This window comes from Kocuria sp. CPCC 204721 (assembly GCF_040980945.1).
In the GTDB taxonomy this organism is placed as follows: domain Bacteria; phylum Actinomycetota; class Actinomycetes; order Actinomycetales; family Micrococcaceae; genus Kocuria; species Kocuria marina.
Genome location: NZ_JAVKPO010000002.1, coordinates 227,484 through 249,814 on the forward strand (window position 1 = coordinate 227,484; position 22,331 = coordinate 249,814).

Annotated in this window: 17 protein-coding genes; 5 read left to right on the plus strand and 12 right to left on the minus strand. The window is 68.7% G+C overall.

The genetic code is table 11. The features are described 5' to 3' along the window. Positions 1-14: 14 nt before the first annotated feature. The 11 genes from pgk to RF637_RS03730 form a co-directional block, all read right to left on the minus strand. Positions 15-1,238 carry a phosphoglycerate kinase gene (pgk, locus tag RF637_RS03680; protein WP_206478520.1) on the minus strand — a complete coding sequence of 408 codons (1,224 nt, stop codon included), beginning with the start codon at positions 1,236-1,238 and terminating at the stop codon, positions 15-17. 85 nt (positions 1,239-1,323) lie between these two features. Continuing rightward, positions 1,324-2,331: a type I glyceraldehyde-3-phosphate dehydrogenase gene (gap, locus tag RF637_RS03685; protein WP_064846590.1), complete on the minus strand. Its 1,008-nt coding sequence runs from the start codon at positions 2,329-2,331 to the stop codon at positions 1,324-1,326. Between the two features lie 237 nt (positions 2,332-2,568). Next, positions 2,569-3,558: a DNA-binding protein WhiA gene (gene whiA, locus RF637_RS03690; RefSeq protein WP_239318529.1), complete on the minus strand. Its 990-nt coding sequence runs from the start codon at positions 3,556-3,558 to the stop codon at positions 2,569-2,571. Between the two features lie 51 nt (positions 3,559-3,609). Continuing rightward, positions 3,610-4,683 carry a uridine diphosphate-N-acetylglucosamine-binding protein YvcK gene (yvcK, locus tag RF637_RS03695; protein WP_094067113.1) on the minus strand — a complete coding sequence of 358 codons (1,074 nt, stop codon included), beginning with the start codon at positions 4,681-4,683 and terminating at the stop codon, positions 3,610-3,612. 27 nt (positions 4,684-4,710) lie between these two features. Beyond that, positions 4,711-5,628 (minus strand): RNase adapter RapZ, encoded by a 918-nt coding sequence (rapZ, locus tag RF637_RS03700; RefSeq protein WP_085107506.1) that lies wholly within the window; start codon positions 5,626-5,628, stop codon positions 4,711-4,713. Positions 5,629-5,686: 58 nt separating this feature from the next. Next, complete coding sequence (gene uvrC, locus RF637_RS03705; RefSeq protein ID WP_368844182.1) at positions 5,687-7,750, minus strand: excinuclease ABC subunit UvrC; 2,064 nt, start codon at positions 7,748-7,750, stop codon at positions 5,687-5,689. Continuing rightward, positions 7,743-8,432, minus strand: coding sequence for a lysophospholipid acyltransferase family protein (locus tag RF637_RS03710; protein WP_368844183.1), 690 nt, complete (start codon positions 8,430-8,432; stop codon positions 7,743-7,745). The genes uvrC and RF637_RS03710 overlap by 8 nt, the downstream gene beginning before the upstream one ends. Positions 8,433-8,443: 11 nt before the next feature. Beyond that, positions 8,444-9,130 carry an HAD family hydrolase gene (locus RF637_RS03715; RefSeq protein ID WP_144996609.1) on the minus strand — a complete coding sequence of 229 codons (687 nt, stop codon included), beginning with the start codon at positions 9,128-9,130 and terminating at the stop codon, positions 8,444-8,446. Further along, positions 9,127-12,153, minus strand: a complete 3,027-nt coding sequence (gene uvrA / locus RF637_RS03720) for an excinuclease ABC subunit UvrA (protein ID WP_368844210.1) — start codon at positions 12,151-12,153, stop codon at positions 9,127-9,129. The genes RF637_RS03715 and uvrA overlap by 4 nt, the downstream gene beginning before the upstream one ends. Positions 12,154-12,368: 215 nt before the next feature. Then, the gene (locus RF637_RS03725) at positions 12,369-14,177 is read right to left on the minus strand and encodes an MDR family MFS transporter (protein ID WP_368835338.1); all 1,809 of its coding nucleotides are present in this window, start codon (positions 14,175-14,177) and stop codon (positions 12,369-12,371) included. Next, positions 14,174-14,962, minus strand: coding sequence for a MarR family winged helix-turn-helix transcriptional regulator (locus RF637_RS03730; RefSeq protein WP_368844184.1), 789 nt, complete (start codon positions 14,960-14,962; stop codon positions 14,174-14,176). Before RF637_RS03730 ends, RF637_RS03725 begins: the two co-directional genes overlap by 4 nt. Before the next feature lie 67 nt (positions 14,963-15,029). On the opposite strand from RF637_RS03730, the gene RF637_RS03735 reads away from it, so the two are divergent. The 5 genes from RF637_RS03735 to RF637_RS03755 all read left to right on the plus strand — a co-directional run bounded on the left by RF637_RS03735 (position 15,030) and on the right by RF637_RS03755 (position 20,785). Further along, on the plus strand, positions 15,030-15,686 hold the full coding sequence (locus RF637_RS03735) for an MBL fold metallo-hydrolase (RefSeq protein ID WP_144996605.1): 657 nt from the start codon (positions 15,030-15,032) through the stop codon (positions 15,684-15,686). Next, entirely contained in the window at positions 15,683-16,663 is a 981-nt protein-coding gene (locus RF637_RS03740) for a bile acid:sodium symporter family protein (RefSeq protein ID WP_186317123.1), read from the plus strand. The genes RF637_RS03735 and RF637_RS03740 overlap by 4 nt, the downstream gene beginning before the upstream one ends. Positions 16,664-16,861: 198 nt before the next feature. Further along, positions 16,862-19,474, plus strand: coding sequence for a DEAD/DEAH box helicase (locus tag RF637_RS03745; protein ID WP_368844185.1), 2,613 nt, complete (start codon positions 16,862-16,864; stop codon positions 19,472-19,474). 85 nt (positions 19,475-19,559) lie between these two features. Continuing rightward, positions 19,560-20,288, plus strand: a complete 729-nt coding sequence (locus RF637_RS03750) for a sigma factor-like helix-turn-helix DNA-binding protein (protein WP_368844186.1) — start codon at positions 19,560-19,562, stop codon at positions 20,286-20,288. Next, positions 20,285-20,785 carry a hypothetical protein gene (locus RF637_RS03755; RefSeq protein WP_064846600.1) on the plus strand — a complete coding sequence of 167 codons (501 nt, stop codon included), beginning with the start codon at positions 20,285-20,287 and terminating at the stop codon, positions 20,783-20,785. Before RF637_RS03750 ends, RF637_RS03755 begins: the two co-directional genes overlap by 4 nt. A 60-nt stretch (positions 20,786-20,845) precedes the next feature. Here the strand turns inward: RF637_RS03755 and RF637_RS03760 are convergent, their stop codons facing one another. Continuing rightward, positions 20,846-22,228 (minus strand): TerC family protein, encoded by a 1,383-nt coding sequence (locus tag RF637_RS03760; protein ID WP_368844187.1) that lies wholly within the window; start codon positions 22,226-22,228, stop codon positions 20,846-20,848. Positions 22,229-22,331: the final 103 nt, after the last annotated feature.

The window sequence follows — 22,331 nt, forward strand, 5'->3', positions numbered from 1 at the left end:
CGGTGTGTGGCGGCTCAGGCGCCCAGCGCCACGAGGCCCGGCAGTTCTTTACCCTCGATGTACTCGAGCGACGCGCCACCCCCCGTGGAGATGTGGCCGAACTGGTCGTCCCGGTATCCCAGGTTCCGCACGGCGGAGGCAGAGTCGCCGCCGCCGATCACGCTCATGGCGTCGGAGTCCACGAGGGCCTGCGCCACGGTCTTGGTGCCGTTGGCGAACGCCGGCATCTCGAACACGCCCACGGGGCCGTTCCAGAACACGGTCTTCGCCTCGGCGATCGTGCGCGCGAACAGTTCGGCGGACTCGGGGCCGATGTCCAGGCCCAGGCCGGAGTCACCGATCTTCCCACCCTCGATGTCCGAGACCGGGCGGACCTCGTGCTCGGCGTCCTTGGAGAACTCGGAGGCGTACACAACGTCCACCGGCAGCACGATCTCGGTGCCCGCCTCGGCGGCGCGGTCCAGGTAACCCTTGACGGTGTCGATCTGGTCCTTCTCGAGCAGGGACGAACCCACCGCGTGGCCCTGGGCCGCGAGGAACGTGAAGACCATGCCGCCGCCGATGAGCAGCGAGTCCGCCTTACCGATCAGGTTGTCGATCACGGCCAGCTTGTCGGAGACCTTGGACCCACCCATGACCACCACGAACGGGCGCTCGGGATCGGAGATGACCTTGCGCAGGACGTCCACCTCGGTCTTGACCAGGTCACCCAGGTAACCGGGCAGCGCGCGGGCGATGTCGTACACGGAGGCGTGCTTGCGGTGCACGGCCCCGAAGGCGTCATCCACGTACGCACCGTTCTCCCCCGTCAGGGACGCGAGCTCGGCCGCGAACTCCTCCCGCTCGGCGTCGTCCTTGGACGTCTCGCGCGGGTCGAAGCGCACGTTTTCGAGCACGAGGATCTGTCCGTCCTGCAAGGCCTCGGCCTTCTCGTGGGCGTCCTGACCCACCACGTCCGAGGCGACGACGACGTCCGCGTCCGCGAGCTCGGCCAGGCGCGCGGCGGCCGGCTCGATCGAGTACTTGGGATCCACGGTGCCCTTGGGGCGCCCGAGGTGCGCCATGACGATCAGGCGTGCGCCGGCGTCGGCGAGCTTGGTGAGCACCGGTAAGGACGCGCGCACGCGACCGTCGTCGGTCACGGTGGAACCGTCAAGCGGAACGTTGAGGTCCGAGCGCACGAGCACGCGGCGACCCGCGACCCCCTCCGCCATGAGATCGTCCAGTGACTTGGCCATATCCGTCATCCCTTCCTGTGGTGATGCCGTACTGATGACAATGGCGCCGGTACCCGCGGGCACCGGCGCCACTGAGCGGTCTGACTCAGAGCTTATCCGCTACGTAGGAGACGAAGTCCACGAGACGCAGGGTGTAGCCCCACTCGTTGTCGTACCACGCGATGACCTTGACCTGGTTGTCGATGACCTTGGTCAGGGGCGCGTCGAACACGGTGGAGACGTCGTAGCCCTCGATGTCCTTGGAGACGAGCGCTTCCTCGGAGTACTCGATGATGCCCTTGAAGGGGCCCTCGGCGGCCTGCTTGATCGCGGCGTTCACGGACTCGACCGTGACGTCCTTCTCCACGTCCACGGTGAGGTCCACGAGCGAGCCGGTGGGAACCGGGACGCGCACGGCGAAGCCGTCCAGCTTGCCCTTGAGCTCGGGCAGCACGAGGCCCACGGCGGCGGCGGCACCGGTGGTCGTGGGGATCATGCTCAGCGCGGCGGCGCGGGCGCGGCGCAGGTCCTTGTGCGGGGCGTCGTGCAGGCGCTGGTCACCCGTGTAGGCGTGGATCGTGGTCATGAGACCGCGCTCGATGCCGAACTCGTCGTTGATGACCTTGGCCAGCGGCGCGAGGCAGTTGGTGGTGCAGGACGCGGCGGAGACCAGGTTCATGCTGGCCGAGTCGTAGGATTCGTGGTTCACGCCGTAGACGAACGTGCCGTCCACTTCCTTGCCCGGTGCGGAGAGCACGACCTTCTTGGCACCGGCGTCCAGGTGCGCCTGCATCTTGGGGCCGGTCGTGAACCTGCCCGTGCACTCGATCACAATGTCCACGCCGAGCTCGCCCCAGGGCAGCTTGGAGGGATCGGCCTCGGCCAGGAACTTCACCTGGTGGCCGTTCACGGTCATCATGTCACCGTCCAGGGTGACGTCCGCGCCGAGCCGGCCCATGACGGAGTCGAACTCGAACAGGTGCTTCAAGGTCTCCGGATCCGTGAGGTCGTTCACCGCGACCAACTCGATGTCGTGGCCGTGCTCGGTGTACAGGGCCCGCGCGAAGCAGCGTCCGATCCGTCCGAAACCGTTGATGCCAACCTTGACTGTCACTGCGATCTCCTCTGTCTGTCGGGGGTTGGCGGGTACCGGTCCGTCGAGATGTGGGATCCAAACCAAACGGTAGAACTCCCACACTCTGTTCTCGACGTCGTCCGAGGCCCGCCGGGTCTTCCGGTCCTATTCTACCGAGAATTCACGCGGTTCAACAGGGGCTCGATGCACATTCAGGCGACTCTCCCGTAAACCCCACACAAACCCACAGCACCGGCGTGTTGCCCGCGGGTGCTACTATGCGCGCTGCTGTTCCGACCCAGCGTGCGCGGCGAACTCGGAGGTCGTGGCCACACCCAGTTCCTCGGCACGGCGGTCCGCCATGGCGAGCAGTCGGCGGATCCGCCCGGCGATCGCGTCCTTGGTCAGGGGCGGGTCCGACAACCGACCCAGCTCATCCAGGCTCGCCTGCTTGTTGGCGACCCGGAGCCGGCCGGCGGCCCGCAGATGCTCCGGGGCGTCGTCCCCGAGCAGGTCCAGGGCACGCTCGACCTTGGCCCCCGCCGTGACCGCGGCCTGCGCGGAGCGGCGCAGGTTGGCGTCGTCGAAGTTCGCGAGCCGGTTGGCCGTGGCGCGCACCTCCTTGCGCATCCGGCGGTCCTCCCACTGCAGCAGAGCGCGGTGCGCGCCCAGGCGCGTGAGCAGCGTGGCGATCGTGTCCCCGTCGCGCACGACGACGCGGTCCGCCCCGCGCACCTGCCGCGCCTTGGCGAGCACGTCCAGCCGACGCGCGGAACCCACGAGCGCGAGCGCCGCCTCGGGACCGGGGCACGTGAATTCCATCGCCGCGGCCCGCCCCGGTTCGGTGAGCGAACCGTGGGCCAGGAAGGCACCTCGGATCACGGCGGCGGACTCCTCGACGCTGCCGTTGACTACGGTGGGCGGCAGACCGCGCACGGGACGACCGTGGGCGTCCAGCAACCCGGTGCGCCGGGCCAGCGCCTCACCGTCGCGGGCAACCCGCACGACCCACGTACGGTCCCGGCGCAGACCACCGCCGCTGATCACCCCGAGCTCGCACTCGTGGCCGAAGACCTCCCCCACGGCGCGTGCCGCGCGGCGCGCGACAGATTCGGTGTCCAGCTCCGCCTGCACCACGATCCGCCCGCCCACGATGTGCAGCCCGCCCGCGAAGCGCAACAGCGCCGAGAGCTCCGCCGCGCGCACCGCGGACTTGCGCACCTGCAGGTGCGAGAGTTCTTCCTTGACCGAAGCGGTCAATGCCATGGTTGTCGATCTCCTTGCCGAGTACGTGTGCTGCGCGGCGGGGGCTCCCGCTCAGCGCTGCGCGTTCATGATCTGTTGGTAGGCCGCGGCCAGTTTGAAGGGGTTGTGCACCGAACTGCCGCTCGTGTCCCGCAGCGAGTCCCAGTGCACGACGGCGCCGAGCTGGGCGGCCGCCGCCTCGACGTCCTTGGGGGACTCCGCGGCGGACGGGTCCGCGAGCACCACGTCCAGGCGCAGGTCCGGGGCGTAGCGCTTGAGCACGCGCAGCTGGTCCCCCGATCCCATGCTGAGGGTCTCGGAATCCCGGGAGAGGTTCAGCGTGACGAGACGCTTGGCCGGGGACCGGCAGATCGCGTCCCGCAGTTCGGACAGCAACAGGTGCGGCAGTACGGAGGTGTGCCACGACCCGGGACCAAGCACGACCCACGCGGCCTCCTCGATCGCGGTGACGGCCTCCGGGCACGCGGGGGCGTCCGCCGGGGACAGGCGCACGTTGCACACGTCCGCCTCCTTGGCGAGCCGTGACTGGCCCGTGACGGTGCGCGTGATCTTCTCCGGGGGGCACTCCTGCGTGGGATTGCTCCCGGGCGAGACATCCCCCTCGATCACGAGCGGGAGGCAACTCATGGGCAGCACCTGGCCGCGCGCACCCAGCAGCGCACCGGCCCAGCGCAGTCCCTCCACGGGGTCGCCGAGCAGCTCCCACAACGTCACGATCAGCAGGTTCCCCAGGGCGTGGTTGTCCAGACCCTCGTCCGGGTGGGTCTTGATGCTGAACCGGTGCTGCATCACGTCGCTCCACGTGCGACCCCATTGGGAGTCGTCGCACAGCGCCGCCAGCGCCATCCGCAGATCGCCGGGCGGCAGGACGCCCAGGTCGTTGCGCAGTCGACCGGACGATCCGCCGTCGTCCGCGACCGTGACCACGGCCGTGAGGGCCGGCGCTAACAGACGCAGGGCGGACAGGCTCGCGGACAACCCGTGACCGCCACCCAGGGCGACCACGGAATCGGCATCCGTCAGGGACGCACGCGCGGAGGCGTCCAACGAGTGGTAGGGGTCCACGTCGCGTCGGCTGCTCAGCGGCAACCGGGGCAACGCACCCGTCGTAGGAAAGTTAGTCATGGAATCCGTAATTTCTGGGGGGCGGGACTACTCTCGGCCCAGGTCCCGGTGCTGGATGTTGACGGTCACGCGGGGGGACTTGCTGAGCCGCCGCGCAACCTCCTCGGTGATCGCCACGGAACGGTGCTTGCCTCCCGTGCACCCGATGGCGATGCTCGCGTAGTGCTTGTTCTCGGTGCGGTAGCCGGCGAACACCGGTTCGAGCATGGCCACGAAGCGGTCCACGAAGGTCGGCGTGCCGTGGTGGCCGAAGACGTAGTCCCGCACCTCGGGGTCCTTGCCCGTGCGCGGGCGCAACGCGGGGACCCAGTGGGGATTGGGGATGAAACGGACGTCCGCGAGGAAGTTCGCGTCCGCGGGCACGCCGTACTTGAACCCGAAGCTCATGACCGTGAGCCGCAGCACCACCGGACCGCTTGTGGAGAACATGTCCGCGACGGCCTTGGTCAGCGCGTGCACGTTGAAGGACGAGGTGTCCAGCACGGAGTCGGCGGTCTCGCGCAGATCGCGCAACAGCTCGCGCTCGGCGCGGATCCCGTCCAGGATCCGGCCGCCCGCCTGCAGGGGGTGGGGGCGGCGCTGGAGCTCGTAGCGCGAGACGAGCACCTCGTCCGAGGCCTCGAGGAACAGCACCGAGAACTCCACGCCCGAGCGTTCGAGCGCGGCGAGGGTCTCACGCATGTCGTTGAACAGTGCCTTGCCACGCACGTCGATCACCACGGCGAGCTTGGGCAGGGTCTGCGGGGTCCGCGACACGAGGTCCGCCAGCGTCCCGAGCATCTGCGGGGGCAGGTTGTCCACGACGTACCACCCGAGGTCCTCGAGCGCGTTGGCCGCCGTGGAGCGACCCGCCCCGGACATCCCGGTCACGATCAGCAACTCCGCCGTGGGGGGCTTCACCGGTTCCAGGGTGGAGGGCGTGGCTTCCGGGGGTGGGCTGCTCATGTGGTCGCGGACCGCCTGATCTTCCGACTGCAGGGTTCGTTTCCAGGGTAGACCAGTTTCAGTCGAGCAGTTCGCCCGTCTCGGTATCCACAGCGGGCTCCCGGGCCTCGGTGCCGCCCCCGAGGGCCTGCGCGACCTTGGTGGTCAACGCGGGCCCGAAGCCCTTGACCTCAAGGATCTCCTCCGCGGTGGCGGCGCGCAATTTCTTGACCGAGCCGAAGTGCTTGAGCAGGGCCTTCTGCTTGGCCGGGCCCAGCCCAGGCACGTCGTCGAGCGCGGAGACCGTCATGGCTTTGGAGCGCTTCTGCCGGTGGAACGTGATCGCGAAACGGTGGGCCTCGTCGCGCACGCGCTGCATGAGGAACAACCCTTCCGAGGCGCGGGGCAGGATGACCGGGAACTCGTCGTCGGGCACCCACACCTCCTCGAGCCGCTTGGCCAGACCCACCACGTGGACATCGTCCACGCCGAGGTCGTCCAGGGCGCGCTGGGCCGCCGCGACCTGGGGCGGGCCGCCGTCCACGATCACGAGATTGGGGGGATACGCGAAGGCGCGCGCGGGCGCGTCGTCGGTGTCCGGGGCCACCTCCCCGCTGTGCACGCCCTTCTCCGCGGCGCGGCGCTGCTGTTCGAGGTGGCGGGAGAACCGGCGGTGGATGACGTCGTACATGGACGCGGTGTCGTCCCGTGCGGCGTCGCCAGTGATCGAGAACTTGCGGTACTCCGACTTGCGCGGCAGACCGTCCTCGAACACGACCATGGAAGCGACCACGTTGGTGCCCTGGACGTGGGAGATGTCGTAGCACTCGATGCGCATGAGGGCGTCCGGGAGGTCCAGGGCCTCCTGCAACTGCTGCAAGGACGCCGAGCGCGTGGTCAGGTCCCCCGCGCGGCGGGACTTGTGCAGGGCCAGCGCCTGGCGCGCGTTCTCCGCGACGGTCTCGAGCAGCTGCGCCTTGTCACCGCGCTGGGGCCGTTGGATGGCCACCTGGGAACCGCGCAGCTCACTGAGCCAGTTGCGCAGCTCGTCCGCCTCGTCCGGTTCCGCGGACACGTACACCGTGCGCGGGATCGTGTCCTGACGATACGCGAGCTCGGACGTGCGGCGGTGCTTGGCGACCACGTCCGTGCTCCCGCCTGCGGTCTGTTTCCTGCGGGCCGACGGCGCGGGGGCCAGTTCCGATTGCGCCTCGCCGTAGACCTGTTGCAACAGGTGGGTCATGAGCTGGGCGGTCGTGACGTCCTCGACCTTCTCGGTGATCCACCCGCGCTGACCCCGGATCCGGCCACCTCGCACGTAGAACACCTGGACCGCGGCCTCGAGCTCGTCCTCGGCGATCGCGAAGAAGTCCGCGTCCGTGGTGTCCGCGAGCACCACCGTATTGCGCTCGAAAGCCCGTTCGAGCGCGCCGACGTCGTCGCGGCGTGCCGCAGCGGTCTCGAAGTCCATACGCTCGGCGGCCTCGTTCATTTGCCGCGTGAGCTCCCGGATGTACGGCTTGGCGTGTCCGGCCATGAAGCGGCACAGGTCGTCGGCGAGCCGGCGGTGGTCCTCGCGGGAGATCTCCCCCACGCACGGCGCCGAGCACTTGTCGATGTAACCGAGCAGGCACGGCCGGCCACTGCGCTCGGCGCGCTGGAACACACCCTTGGTGCACGTGCGCACGGGGAAGACCCGCAACAGGGCGTCCAGGGTGTCCCGGATGGCCCACGCCTGGGAATAGGGGCCGAAGTAGCGGTTGCCCGGTTTCTTCTCCCCGCGTGTGACCATGGCCCGCGGGACGTCCTCGGACATCGTGACCGCCAGGTACGGATAGGACTTGTCGTCCCGGTAGGCGATGTTGAACCGGGGCGCGAACTCTTTGATCCACGTGTACTCGAGCTGTAGGGACTCGAACTCCGAGCCCACCACGGTCCACTGCACCGCCGCGGCCGTGGTGACCATCGTGCGGGTCTTGGGCGCGAGCTGGTGCAGGGGCGCGAAGTAGGACGAGAGCCGGTTGCGCAGGTTCTTGGCCTTGCCCACGTAGATCACACGGCCGTGTTCGTCCCGGAACCGGTAGACCCCCGGATTGGTGGGGATGTCCTGTCGGGCCGGTCTGTAGCTCGCCGGGTCAGCCACGCCCGGCGTCCCTCTGCACGGACGGGGACACGTTGTACACGTCCTTGCGCGGTTGCCCGGACAGTCCCGCGATCGTGGTCATGATCTGCTCCACGTGGGTCTTGCGCAGCTTGCCCGTCTGGTGCCCGTGGGACTCCGGTGTGGGGATGGGCTCCCCCACGTGCATCTCGAACTTGGCGGGGCGGATCATGGTCGCCCCGGGCGGTTGCAACCGCTGGGTGCCGATCAGCCCCACGGGCACCACCGGGGCGCCCGTGACGTAGGCCAGGTAGGCCACGCCGGAGTGCCCGCGGTACAGGTAACCGTCCCGGGAGCGCGTGCCCTCCGGGTAGATCCCGAACACGTTGCCCTGCTTGAGGTGTTCCACGGCGGGATCCAGGGCCGCCACGGACTCGCTCTGCTGACCGCGGGTCACGGGGATGATGTCGATGAATTCGAAGACCTCGCGCATGAGCTTGCCCTTGATCCCGGGGCTGTTGACGTACTCCGCCTTGGCGATGAACTTGACCCGGCGGGGCATGAACGCGGAGATGATGACCGAGTCCAGGAAGGACAGGTGGTTGGACGCGATGATCACGGGGCCGTCCTGCGGGAGGTTCTCCAGACCCGTGATCACGGGACGACACAGCAGCCTCAGGGCGCGCGCCACCGAGGCCTTGGTCAGGTCGTATTTCGTGATCACTGCTCGCTCCCCTACCGGTCCGTATATTGCTGGAGCAAGTGTGCCAAATCCCCGGGCTCACGAGCGACAGCGGCACACACGTCCCGCAGTTCCCCGGGTTGCGCGAAGCCCCATCCTGCGCCCAGGCAGTCGATGCCGTGGCTGCGGGCACCGTCGGCGTCGTAGCTGCGGTCCCCGATCATCACGGTGCGTGCGGGGTCCGGGGGCAGCGCACCCATGCGCCGCAGCGCCTCCCCGATGATCGCGGGCTTGTCGTGCAGCCGCCCGGACCCGCTCGGTTGCGCGAGATCGTCCGCGGCGCCGCTCACGGTCTCGAAGTACTCGTCCAGCCCGAAACGCGACACGACCTCCACGGCGATGTGTTCGGGCTTCTGGGTGGCCACGGCCTGACGCACGCCGCGCTCGCGCAGCGACCCCAGCACCTCGCGGACACCCGGATAGACGCGCGAGCGGTCCAGGCCCTCCGCGAGGTACCCGGCGCGGTACACCGCGGCGACCTCCGCGATCCGGTCCTCGGGGACGTCCGTGAACCGGCGCAGGGACTCCCCGATCGGCGGTCCCACGAAGCGCCCGAGGTTCTCGGGCACGGCGAAACCGCACGAGCGCAGGGCGCCGGCGATCCCGTCCGTGATGGCCCCGGCGGGATCCAGGACCGTGCCGTCCAGGTCCCACAGGACGATGGGGCTCTGGACGCTCATGCCCGGTCCCCCACCGCGGCCTCGGCGCGCTGCCGGTTCTCCTGCGTCCCGTCGGCCGGTTCCGCGTCTTCCTGGGCATCCGCGCCGTCCGCGTCGCTGCGGTGGGCGGCCTCCCGGGCGGCGGAGTGCTCGAGCACCTCGCGTACGAACTGCCCCGTGAAGCTGTCCTTGTTGCGAGCGACCTGCTCCGGGGTGCCCTGTGCCACGACCGTGCCACCACCGGATCCCCCGTTGGGGCCCAGGTCCACGATCCAGTCCGCCGACTTCACGACGTCCAGGTTGTGCTCGATGGTCATGACGCTGTTGCCCTTGTCGACCAGGCTCTGCAGCACCATGAGCAGCTTGCGGATGTCCTCGAAGTGCAGACCCGTGGTGGGCTCGTCCAGGACGTAGATCGTGCGCCCGTTGGAACGCTTCTGCAATTCCGCGGCGAGCTTGACGCGCTGAGCTTCACCGCCGGAGAGCGTGGTGGCGGGCTGACCCAGCCGCACGTACCCGAGGCCCACCTCCACGAGCGTGGTGAGGTAGCGCGCGATCGCGGTGAACGGCGCGAAGAACTCCGCCGCCTCCTCGATGGGCATGTCCAGGACCTCCGCGATGTTCTTGCCCTTGTAGTGCACCTCGAGGGTCTCGCGGTTGTAGCGCGCGCCCTTGCACACCTCGCACGGGACGTAGACGTCCGGCAGGAAGTTCATCTCGATCTTCAGCGTCCCGTCACCCGAGCATGCCTCGCAGCGCCCGCCCTTGACGTTGAACGAGAACCGGCCTTGCTGGTAGCCGCGGACCTTGGCCTCTTGGGTCTCCGCAAACAGCTTGCGGATCCGGTCGAACACGCCCGTGTACGTGGCCGGGTTGGAGCGCGGGGTGCGCCCGATGGGGCTCTGGTCCACGTGCACGACCTTGTCCAGGTGCTCCAGACCGTCGATGCGCCTGTGCCGACCAGGCACCTGCTTGGCGCCGTTGAGCTGATTGGCCAGGCTCGTGTAGAGGATGTCGTTGACGAGCGTGGACTTCCCCGAACCGGAGACGCCCGTGACGGCCACGAATACCCCGAGCGGGAAGTCCACCGTGAGGTTCTGCAGGTTGTTCTCCCGCGCACCCACGACCGTGAGCTGCCGCTTCTTGTCCACGGGACGCCGCGTCGTGGGGACTTCGATCAGCTTGCGGCCGGTGAGGTAGTCGGCCGTGATGGACCGGCGGTTCTCGAGCAGCTGGTCGTAGGTCCCGGAGTGGACCACGTCCCCACCGTGCACGCCCGCGCCCGGGCCCACGTCCACGATCCAGTCGGCCTCGCGCATGGTGTCCTCGTCGTGCTCGACCACGATGAGGGTGTTCCCCATGTCCCGCAAGCGCAGCAGGGTGTCGATGAGTCGGCGGTTGTCGCGCTGGTGCAGCCCGATGGACGGCTCGTCCAGGACGTAGAGCACGCCCACGAGCCCCGCACCGATCTGGGTGGCGAGCCGGATGCGTTGTGCCTCCCCGCCGGACAGCGTGGCCGCGGCCCGCTCCAGGTTGAGGTAGTCCAGCCCGACGTCGATCAGGAACGTCAGGCGCGCGATGATCTCCTTGAGCACCTGGTCACCGATCCTGGCCTCGCGGGTGTCTAGGTCCAACTGCTGGAAGAACGCGAGGGAATCGCGCATGGGCAGGCGGGTGGCCTCGGCGATGTTCTTCCCGCCCACGGTGACCCCCAGGATCGTGGGGTTCAGCCGCGCTCCCCCGCACTCGGGGCACGCCACCTGGCGCATGTACTGCTCGTAGCGGTCCTTGGCGTGATCGGACTCGGTTTCCTCGTGCTTGCGCTTGATATAGCCGAACACGCCCTCGAAGCCCTGCGTATACCGGCGCTCGCGGCCCCACCGGTTGCGGTAGGCCACGGTGACCTTGTAGTCCTTGCCGTGCAGGATGGCCTTGCGTGCCTTGGCCGGCAGGTCCTTCCACGGGGTCACGAGGTCGAATCCGGCCTCCTCCCCGAGTCCGGCGAGCAAGCGGTTCCAGTAGTCACTCGTGGCTTTGCCCAGGGACCACGGCGCGATGGCGCCCTCCACGAGGGACAGGTCCGGATTGGGAACCACGAGGTCCTCGTCCACCTCGAGGCGCGAACCGATGCCGTCGCACTCGGGGCACGCGCCGAACGGGGCGTTGAAAGAGAACGAGCGCGGCTCGATCTCGTCCGTCTGCAGCTCGTGCTCGTTGGGGCACGCGAGGTTCTCGGAAAACGTGCGGCGGGTCTCGTGCCACGGGGACTGCTCGCCCTCACGGGTCACGAGCTCGATGACCACGCGTCCGTCCGCGAGGTTCAGGGCGGTCTCGACCGAGTCGGTGAGCCGCTGCCGGGCGTCCGGCTTGGCCGTGAGGCGGTCCACGACCACGTCGATCGTGTGCTTGTACTGCTTCTTGAGCTTGGGTGCGTTCTCGAGCTGAACGGTCTCGCCGTCCACGACGGCGCGCGCGTATCCCTGGGTGCTCAGCTGCTGGAACAGGTCCTGGAACTCGCCCTTGCGGCCCTTGACCACGGGGGCGAGGACCATGAACCGGGTGCGCTCGGGCAGCTCGAGCAGCTGGTCCACGATCTGCTGGGGCGTCTGCTTGGTGATGGGCTCACCGCACACCGGGCAGTGCGGGTGGCCGATCCGCGCCCACAGCAGACGCATGTAGTCGTAGATCTCGGTGATCGTGCCCACCGTGGAGCGCGGGTTGCGCGAGGTGGACTTCTGGTCGATGGACACCGCCGGGGACAGCCCCTCGATGAAGTCCACGTCCGGCTTGTCCACGCGGCCCAGGAACATCCGGGCGTAGGAGGACAGCGACTCCACGTAGCGGCGCTGACCCTCGGCGAAGATGGTGTCGAAGGCCAGGGAGGACTTCCCGGACCCGGACAGCCCCGTGAACACGACCATGGAATCGCGGGGGATGGTCAGATCCACGTTCTTGAGGTTGTGCTCGCGGGCACCCTGCACCACGATCTCGGTCAGGTCCGAGACACCGGAGGCGCGGGTGCGCGGGGCACGGTCGTGGGCCACTCGTTCCGCGAGCACGGAGCTCGACGAACGGTCACTGGGGGTTCGGCGGGTTTGCTCAGACACGGCAGTCACTCTATTACTAGCCGCCGACACGACGAGCGGGTCCAGGGACGAATCAGCGCAGCGCGCAATGCGACCTCCCGGCCGGATCGCGCGCTGCGCCGTCGTCCGTCGTGTCCCCTGCGAGTGGGCAACTCACTCGGCAGCGGGGCACCCTACTCGGCCCGGTGCCTAGGGTGGGGATGCGGGTGCGCGGTCCCCGCGGAGTCGGGCTCGACCGGCGCGGCGTGGGCCCCGCGGGCCGAACGCGCCGTCTCCTCGGCGCGCTCGCCGTGGGAGCGCCGCAGCCCGGAGGCCCTGGGATCGACCACGGGCAGCTCACCGGTCTCCGCGTGCTGCATGCGTAGCCCGGCCGCTTCCACGGGGTTGACGCGCTTGGTCACCATGGTGATCTCACCCGTCTCCGGGTCCACCTCCGCGACGTCCACCGTGGTGCGCAGCGGCACCTCCTTCATGAGCAGCACGCACACCAGGGTCACCAGCGATGCGATCCCGGCCACGAGGAAGAGCAACCCGGTCCCGGTGCCGTACGCCTCACGAATGGCCTCCAACACTGCCGGGGGCAGCCCCGCGAGGTCGATCGACGCGGCGTCGGGCGTTTGGTGGGCATCCAGACCGTGGTCCGCGGCAAACTGGGACATCTCGCTCGAGAGGTGACGCGTGAGCAGCGCCCCGAACAGAGACACCGCCACGGCGCCACCCACGGTGCGGAAGAATGCGACCGCGGAGGACGCGGAGCCCATGTCCTTCAGGCCCACGGTGTTCTGCACGGCGAGCACGAGGTTCTGGTTCAGCGTGCCCACGCCCAGACCCACGAGGCAGATGAAGATGCCCACGAGCCACGCGGGCGTCGCGTGGGTCAGCTGGGACGCCAGGAACAGACCGATCGCGAGGATTACCGCGCCCGCGATCAACACCCTCTTCCACCGGCCGAAACGCGTGATGAGCTGGCCTGCGATCATGGAGCCCAGGAACGATCCCACGACCTGCGGGAGCATGAGCAGCCCGGATTCGGTGGGCGTGTAGCCCTGGCCCAGCTGGAAGTACTGACCCAGGTACGTCGTGGACGCGAACATGGCGCCACCCGTGGCGATCGCCGCGATGATCGCGAGCACGGTGGTGCGCTCGGTGACCACGTGCAGGGGCATGGTCGGTTCGTTCGCGCGCCGCTCCACCAGGATGAACGCCAAGGTGCTGAGCACGCCCACCACGATCAGCAGGATGGACTCCCACGAACCCCAGTCGAAGAGCTTGCCCGCGAAGGACACCCACAAGAGCAGGGAGGACGTGGCCACCGCGAGCAGGGCCATACCCAGGAAGTCCACTGTGGGCGCCGTCTCACGCGTGGTCTCGGGCAGGTGCAGCGTGCGCACGATCAGCACGGCCGCGAGGATCGATAGCGGCACGGGGATCAGGAAGCACCAGCGCCACCCGAACGCGTCCACGATGAGCCCGCCCAGGAGCGGGCCCACCGACGTGGCCACGGCCATGACCGCGCCCATGTACCCGGCGTACCGGCCGCGCTCGCGCGGCGGGATGATCGTGCCCAGGATCGTCTGGGCCAGCGCCATCAGGCCGCCCATGCCCACGCCCTGGATCACGCGCGCCACCACGAGCATGGTGATGGATCCCGCGAGACCCGCGGCGGCGGAACCGATCACGAAGATCGCGATGGCCATGAGCAGCAGCTTTTTCTTGTCGAAAAGGTCCGCGAGCTTGCCCCACATGGGGGTCGTGACGGCGTTGGCCAACAGGGTGCCCGTGACCGTCCAGGACAGTGCCGTCTGGTCTCCGCCCAGGTCCGCCATGATGACGGGCAGTGCCGTGCCGATGATGGTCAGGGTGACCATGGCCATGAAGAACGCGGCCAGGATGCCGGTCAACGCCCGCAGGACGTCCCGATGCTCCTGGTCGCTCGTTCGCGTAGTACGCGCCTTACCGCGCGTGTCCTGGGCTGTCGTCACGGGCTGTTCTCCTTTCCGCGACCGGGGTCACCGGACGCCGTGGGGTGCGGGGGTCCGGGCTGCGTCCCGGGCTCCGGCGCGGTCGTGGCCGCCGTGACCCGGGACATGCCCAGTGATGTCAGGAAGAGTTCGGTGAGCCGGTTGAGGTCCACGCGTGTGCGTTCTGCCTCGTCCTCGCCCAGGTCGCCCAGACGGGCGACGAGGGTCTCGGCGTCCGCGCGCAGGTTCGCCTCGAGGGCCTTGCGACCCTCGGCGGTGATCTCCACGATCTGCGCGCGTCCGTCCTCGAGATCCCGTGTGCGGGTCACGTACCCGAGGTGTTCGAGGGCGCTCAGGTGTCGGCTCATCCCTGAGGCCCCGAGGCCGGACTCGGCCACGATGTCCTTTGCCCGGCGTCCGGGCACGCACGCGAGATAGCTCAGGATGTTGGTGTGCACCATGGACAGTTCCCGGTGCAGCGCCGCTGCCTTGAGCACCTTGCGGGTCACGCGTTGCAGCTCGAACAAGTCGCGCACGAGCTCCTCGGCGGTCGCGTGTGACACGCCCATCCACTCCCCCCGTTCCTCGGGTGCCGGGTCCGTAGCGCGCGGTCCGCACCCGGTGCGGGCGGTCATGAGTTCATTGCTGCCCACTCGGGCGATCCGCTGGGTTCGCAGGACTCGGCGGTCGACGCCGTTCAGTCGGGCGAGCACGCGGCGCTCGGATGCCGCCAGCTTATTTATTTGCTTCGCGCAACTATATATCTTGACGCTCCGGTAGTCCATCACCGGGCGGGTCGTCTGCATTACACGCACCTCTCCGCGCGCGGGTGCGTATTAGCCCGGCGTGACTCGGCGGCCTAGAATCGTGGGCATGATCGCTACCCAGACCGAGATCACGGAACTCGCCGACATCACCATCCGCCGCATTTCGGTGAGCGAGATGGACAACAACGTGTACCTCCTCACCTCCAAGGAGCACGGCACGCAGGTGCTCATCGACGCCGCGGACGACGCCCGCGCCATCGCCGGTCTCGTGGCCGCCGGGTCCGGGGACTGCTCCGACTGGGGGAACCTGCAGTTGATCATCACGACCCACTCGCACTGGGACCACGTGCGCGCGCTGGAGTCCGTGGCCTCGCATTCGGAGGCCATGACGGCGTGCGGTGCCGCGGACGAGAACGACATCTCGGTGCCCATGGACCTCACGTTCGAGAACGGGGACACCGCCGAACTCGACGGTTTCGAGCTGGACATCATCGAGCTGCGCGGGCACACCCCAGGCTCCATCGCGGTGGTGTACCGGGACCCGTCCGGGCCCGCCCACATCTTCTCGGGTGACTCCCTCTTCCCCGGCGGTCTCGGCAAGACCAACTCCCCCGATGACTTCCAGCAGCTCTACCAGGACGTCACCGAGCGGATCTTCGACGAGTTCCCGGACGACACCGTGATCCACCCGGGCCACGGCGACCCCACGACCCTGGGCGCCGAACGCCCGCACCTGCAGGAGTGGAAAGAACGCGGCTGGTGAGCGCCGCCTCGTCCGGGGCCGCGGCGCGTAACACGGCGGACCGGGCCGCGTACGTCGCCGTCTTGGCCTTCCCCCTGTTGGTGCTCGCGGGCGGGGTGGTCGGATACGCGTTCGCCCCCACGGTGCACCAGGCCGCGGGCTGGACGAATCCCCTGCTGGGTCTGGTGATGTTCGGGATGGGACTCACTCTGCGTCCCGTGGACTTCGCGCTCGTGGCCAAGCGCCCGGTCCCGATCGTCGTGGGTGTGTTGGCCCAGTACGTCCTCATGCCGACCATCGCGCTGCTCGTGACCTGGCTGCTGCGACTGCCCCCGGAGATCGCGGCCGGCGTGATCCTCGTGGGCTGCGCCCCGGGCGGCACGTCCTCCAACGTGGTGTCCTACCTGGCCCGCGGTGACGTGGCCGTGTCCGTGACCATGACGTCCATCTCCACGCTGCTCGCCCCGCTGCTCACCCCGTTCCTCACGCTGTGGCTCGCGGGCGCTTATATGCCGCTCGACGGCGCCGCCATGGCCACGTCGATCGCCCTGATCGTCCTCCTGCCCGTGCTCGCGGGACTCGTGGTGCGCCTCACGCTACCCCGCGTGGTCGAGCGTTTGCTTCCCGTGCTGCCGTGGGTGTCGGTACTCGGCATCGCCGTGATCGTGGCGGTCGTGGTCTCTGGCTCGGCGGACAAGATCATCCAGGCGGGACTGCTCGTGCTCGCCGCCGTCGCGATCCACAACGTGCTCGGGTATTTGCTGGGTTACGCGGTCGGCCGGGTAACCGGACAGCCGGCTCCCGTGCGCCGGACCACCGCGGTGGAGGTCGGCATGCAGAACTCCGGACTCGCCGCGGGTCTCGCGGCGCAGTACATGTCCCCGCTCGCGGCCCTGCCCGGCGCGGTGTTCTCGGTGTGGCACAACCTCTCCGGCGCGGTCTTCGCGCTGCTGTGCCGCCGGGCGGATTCGGCCGCGGCGCGGCGCGCGAACATCTGACGACGTCGCGACGTCGTTCCCGTGCCGCCGGGCCTCGTTCCCTCCGGGGCCGCCCTTGGCCGACCGGACCCGCCGCGCACCACGGGGCGCCGTGTTGGACCCGGCCCCGCGGTACCGCGGTGAGGGGACGACGTCGCCCGCGCACCCCCACAGGACACGCCCGTATGCGTGTCCGCGGGTGCCGATAGGCTGACGGGGATGAAACTCCTCGATTCCCTGGCCCCCGATCTCTCCGCCCCCGGGCACCGGTACCTGCGCGGTGATTTCGCGTCCAACCCCCTGAGCGAGGACGAGATCTACGAGGGGTTCCTCGGCTGGATCGCCTCACGGGACATGGAGCTGTACCCCGCCCAGGACGAAGCCGTGCTGGAGGTCGCCAACGGGTCCAACGTGATCCTCGCGACCCCCACGGGATCGGGTAAGTCCACCGTGGCCGTGGCCGCGCACTTCGCGGGGCTCGCTCGCGGGGCTCGCTCGTACTACACCGCGCCCATCAAGGCCCTGGTGTCCGAGAAGTTCTTCGACCTGTGCGAGATCTTCGGCGCCGAGAACGTCGGCATGGTCACGGGTGATTCCGCGGTCAACCAGAACGCCCCGATCGTGTGCTGCACCGCGGAGATCCTCGCGAACGTGGCCCTGCGTGAGGGTGCGGACGCGGACCTCGGCGTGGTGATCATGGACGAGTTCCACTTCTACTCCGATCCCCAGCGCGGCTGGGCGTGGCAGGTGCCGCTCATCGAACTGCCCCAGGCGCAGTTCCTGCTCATGAGCGCGACCCTCGGGGACGTCACCCGCATCGAGAACCGCCTGAACGAGACCACGGGCCGTTCCACCGCGCTCGTCTCCTCCGCGGAACGCCCCATCCCCCTGCACCACTACTACTCCGAGCGCCCCGTCCACGAGGAGCTCGAGGAACTGCTCAGCACCCACCAGGCCCCGGTGTACGTGGTGCACTTCTCGCAGCTGCAGGCCGCGGAACAGGCCCAGAACCTGATGTCCGTGGACGTCCTCAGCAAGGACGAGAAGCAGCGCGTGGCGGAGCTGATCAAGGACTTCCGCTTCTCCGCGGGCTTCGGCAAGACGCTCAACCGGCTCGTGCGGCACGGGATCGGGGTGCACCACGCGGGCATGCTGCCCAAGTACCGCCGCCTCGTGGAGCAGCTCGCCCAGACCGGGCTGCTCAAGGTGATCTGCGGGACGGACACCCTAGGCGTGGGGATCAACGTGCCCATTCGCACCGTGCTGATCACGGCGCTGTCCAAGTTCGACGGTCGCCGCACCCGCCGGCTCAGCGCCCGCGAGTTCCACCAGATCGCGGGCCGCGCGGGCCGCGCCGGCTACGACACCGCGGGGACCGTGGTGGTCCAGGCCCCCGAGCACGTCATCGAGAACGAACGCGCCATGGCCAAGGCCCGGGCCAAGCACGGGGACGATCAGAAGAAACTGCGTCAGGTGCCCAAGAAGAAGCCGCCGGAGGGTTTCGTGTCCTGGAGCCGTAAGACGTTCGAGTCGCTCGTGGCCGCCCAGCCCGAACAGCTCACGTCCTCCTTCGCGATCACCCACTCCATGGTCCTGAACATGCTGCAGCGGCCCGGGGACAACATCGGCGCCGGGTACTGCTTGCTCACGAGCGTGGACGAACCACGGCCGCGCCAACGCCTGCTGCTGCGCCAGGCGCTCGCGATCCTCAAGGAACTGCTGCGCGCGGGCGTCGTCGTACGCCTGCATGAGCCGGACGAGACCGGGCGCCGCTACCGGCTCACGGTCGAGCTGCAGGAGAACTTCGCGCTGAACCAGCCGCTGTCCCCGTTCGCGCTGGCCGCGCTCACCCTGCTGGACCCGGAGTCGGAGACGTACGCGCTCGATGTCGTCTCGGTCATCGAGGCCACGCTGGAGAAACCGCGCCAGGTGCTGAACCTGCAGGAGAAGAAGGTCAAGGGCGAGGCGCTCGCGACCATGAAGGCCGACGGCCTCGAGTACATGGAACGCATGCGCGAGTTGGACGAGATCACGTACCCCCAGCCGTTGCGGGAACTGCTCGAGCAGTCGTTCGAGACCTACCGATCTTCCGCCCCGTGGGTCGCACAGTTCGAGCTTTCCCCCAAGTCCGTGGTGCGGGACATGTACGAGCGCGCCATGACGTTCGGGGACTACGTGCAGTTCTACGGTCTCGCCCGCTCCGAGGGCATCCTGCTGCGCTATCTCTCGGACGCGTACAAGGCCCTGCGCCAGACGGTCCCGGTGGACGCCACGACCGAGTCGCTCACCGACCTGGTGGAATGGCTCGGGGAGAGCATCCGCCAGACCGACAACTCCCTGCTGGACGAATGGGAGAAGCTGGCCTCCGGGGAGGAATCCCCCATGGGCACGGGCGCGGACTCCCTCAAGGAACTCGTGGCCGAACAGCCGGAAGGCGTCACCGCGAACCCCCGTGCGTTCCGCGTGATGGTGCGTAATGCCCTGTTCCAGCGCGTGGAACTGTTCGCGCAGGAGAAGGACAAGGTGCTCGGGGCCCTGGACGAGAGAACCGGGTGGGACCGCGACCGCTGGGCGGACGCGATGGACACGTACTTCGACGAGTACGAGGACATCTACACGGACGCCCAGTCCCGCGGGCCGTCTCTGATCCGCATCACCGAGGACCCCGAGGGAATGACCGGGTTCTGGACCGTCACGCAGGTCTTCGACGATCCGGACGGGCACCACGACTGGGGTATCAACGCGCGCGTCGACCTCGCGGCGTCGGACGAGGACGGCTTCCCCGTGGTCCTCGTGGACAACGTGGGTCCCATCACCGACACGAGACACTGAGCACCGGTTATCCCAGAAGCCATGCATGTGGAGACGCATCATCGGATAATATGCACTTTAGGATGCATAGGGTGAGGAGGAGTTCGTGTTCGCCCTGACGATCGACCGCCGCGATTCCCGCGGCCGCGCCGCCGAGCTGCACATGGGACGGCAGCGCACGGCTCTGCAGGAGGAACTCCCCCGCCCGGTCCTCGATTGGGAGATCAGCGCGGGCGATGAGCTGCAGGCGCTCTACGACGACGCCGCCGCGATCGTCCGCGCGGTCCTCGCGCTCGCCGACGCCGGGCACTGGCACGTGGGCGTGGGCATCGGCGCGGTGGACGACCCCCTGCCGTCGTCCGTGCGCGAAGCTACGGGCGAGGCCTTCGTGGCCGCGCGGGATGCCGTGAACGCCGCGAAGGAGCGCGGCCGTCCGGTCGTGGCCGGCAACGAGTGGGCGCGGCGCGCGGGCAGCGTGGTGGATCTGGTGTGTGCCGTGCGGGCCCGGCGTTCCGAGGCCGGGGCGCAGGCCACGGAACTCGCCGACCGGGGGCTCACGCAACAGGAGATCGCCGAGGGGCTCGGGATCACCCAGTCCTCGGTGTCCCGGCGGCTCAGCGCAGCGCTGTGGCACGAGGAACACACGGTCCACGAGACCCTCGAGGCGTTGTTCCGACTCGCGGACGAGCACTCCCCCTCTGGCCACGCTCCGGACGCCGCGGCCCCCTCAGCGCAGGACGCCATCTCCTCGAAGGACGCCCACCCATTGAAGGACGTCTCCTCGCCGGAGGATGTCGCCTCGAGTGGCGACACCACCTCGGGCGGTGACGCGTGAGCTTCCTGCGCCCGCTCACCACCGCGGTCCTCCCCGCAGCCCTGGTGCTGACCACCGCGATCTGGACCGTGTTCGCGGGGACCGTGCCCCGGGAATGGGCCTATCCCGCGCTGCTGATCGCCGGGGCCCTGTCCGGCGACCCTGTGGTGCGCGGGGTCTTCCGTTTCGCAGACGTCTCCCACGAACGCCTGCGTCCGGCGAAGAGCCCGTGGGACGACTCCGAGGCCACGGCGGAACCCGTGGACCCGCCGCTGCGCGGAGGTCTGGTCATCGGTGCGCTGGAACGCGCCGGCGCCATCGTCTCGCTGCTCACGGGCATGGTCGCCGGGATCGGCGTGGTCGTGGCGATCAAGGGCCTGGCCCGCTACGGCGAGTTCACCAACGCCCAGCAGCGCGAACAGTTCATCATCGGCACCCTCGTGTCCCTGCTATGGGCCGCGTTGTTCGCCGGTGCTGCGCTGTGGTGCACGACGCCGCGGGGCCCGTTCCCAGGATAGGGAACGGGCCCCGCGGACCGGTTCGAGCGGCGTCGTCGTACGCCTCGGGCAGCCGGGTGGCTACCGCGCCGCGGTGGAGCCCCCGCCCGAGGAGTCGCCGCGGGCGGTCCCCGCACCCGGCGTGGCGTCCGCGGCCGCTTCACCCGCCGGAGCGGCCTTGCCCGTGTTGGCCCCCGGGGCGGCCGGGGAGGCGGTGTCGTCGCGGTGGCTCTCTTCGGCAAAGTCCGGGGAAGGGGTCTGCACCCGGCCGGTCTCCTCGAACTCGCGGTGCTGACCCCGGGCGGTCTCGAGCATCTTACGGAACCGAGCGCGGGAATCGATCAGCTCGTTCTTGTGCTTCTCCGAGATCCGCGGGAAACGCTTCTGCAGCCGCGCGAGCTCCCCGGCGATCTTGTGACGCTCCTCGGCGTCCGCGTCCTGCGGGAGAGCCAGGTACTTCTCGGTGAGGTCCTGCGTCTTCTGGATGGTGCGCAGCGCGCGGCCCTTGGGGCTGTACAGCGAGATGAGGACGGTGAGCACGAGCACGGAGATGATCACCGTGAGGGACGTGCCGATCCCAATCTCGGCGACGGCCACGTGCTCGCCGTCGTTGATGAACGGCAGGGTGTTCTCGTGCAGCGCGTGCAGGATGAGCTTCACACCGATGAACGCGAGGATGATGGACAGGCCCCACGAGAGGTAGATCAACCGGTCCAGCAGACCGTCGATCAGGAAGTACAACTGGCGCAGACCCATGAGCGAGAACGCGGTGGCCGTGAACACGATGTACGGCTCCTGCGTGAGGCCGAAGATCGCGGGGATCGAGTCCAGGGCAAAGAGGATGTCCGTGCCACCGATCGCAACCATCACGAGCAGCATGGGGGTCAGCGCGCGCTTGCCGTTGTGCCTCGTGAACAGCTTGTCGCCGTCGTAGTAGTCCGTGGTGTGGAAGACCTTCTTGGCCAGGCGCACCACGATGTTGTTGGCCTCGTCCGACTTGTCGTCCGTGACCTCGCCCTTGATCAGGTTGCCCGCGGTGAAGATCAGGATCAGGCCGAAGAGGTAGAAAACCCACGCGAAGGTGTTGATCGCGGCCGCGCCGATGAAGATGAACACCGTGCGGGCGATCAACGCGAAGATGATGCCGAACAGCAGCACCTTCTGCTGGTCCGCCCGGGGCACCGCGAACGAGCCGATGATGATCAGGAACACGAAGAGGTTGTCCACCGACAACGCCTTCTCCGTGACGTAGCCGCCGTAGTACTCGGCCATGAGCGTGGGGCCGTCCAGCCACAGGATCACGAAGCCGAACAGCAACGCGATGCCCACGTACGCCGCGGACCAGATGGCCGCTTCCTTGATCGACGGTTCGTGCGCCTTACGCACGTGGAAGATGAAGTCGTAGGCCAGAAGGCCCACGATCAGGGCCATCGTGATGCCCCATTGGAAGGATGTGATCTCCACGGAGGGTCTCCTTGTGGGTGAGGTGTACCGCACAAGTCTCTCCCCCACGCGCCGGTCCTCGCGCGGAGGACGGGGTGCGGCGTGGTCCGTGCCCGGCCCGGCG

Bases quoted from the DNA above. Each gene is read 5' to 3' on its own strand.
- pgk (WP_206478520.1), bottom strand. From the start codon at position 1,238: ATGGCCAAGTCACTGGACGATCTCATGGCGGAGGGGGTCGCGGGTCGC.
- whiA (WP_239318529.1), bottom strand. From the start codon at position 3,558: ATGGCATTGACCGCTTCGGTCAAGGAAGAACTCTCGCACCTGCAGGTG.
- yvcK (WP_094067113.1), bottom strand. From the start codon at position 4,683: ATGACTAACTTTCCTACGACGGGTGCGTTGCCCCGGTTGCCGCTGAGC.
- rapZ (WP_085107506.1), bottom strand. From the start codon at position 5,628: ATGAGCAGCCCACCCCCGGAAGCCACGCCCTCCACCCTGGAACCGGTG.
- RF637_RS03715 (WP_144996609.1), bottom strand. From the start codon at position 9,130: ATGAGCGTCCAGAGCCCCATCGTCCTGTGGGACCTGGACGGCACGGTC.
- RF637_RS03730 (WP_368844184.1), bottom strand. From the start codon at position 14,962: ATGCAGACGACCCGCCCGGTGATGGACTACCGGAGCGTCAAGATATAT.
- RF637_RS03735 (WP_144996605.1), top strand. From the start codon at position 15,030: ATGATCGCTACCCAGACCGAGATCACGGAACTCGCCGACATCACCATC.
- RF637_RS03745 (WP_368844185.1), top strand. From the start codon at position 16,862: ATGAAACTCCTCGATTCCCTGGCCCCCGATCTCTCCGCCCCCGGGCAC.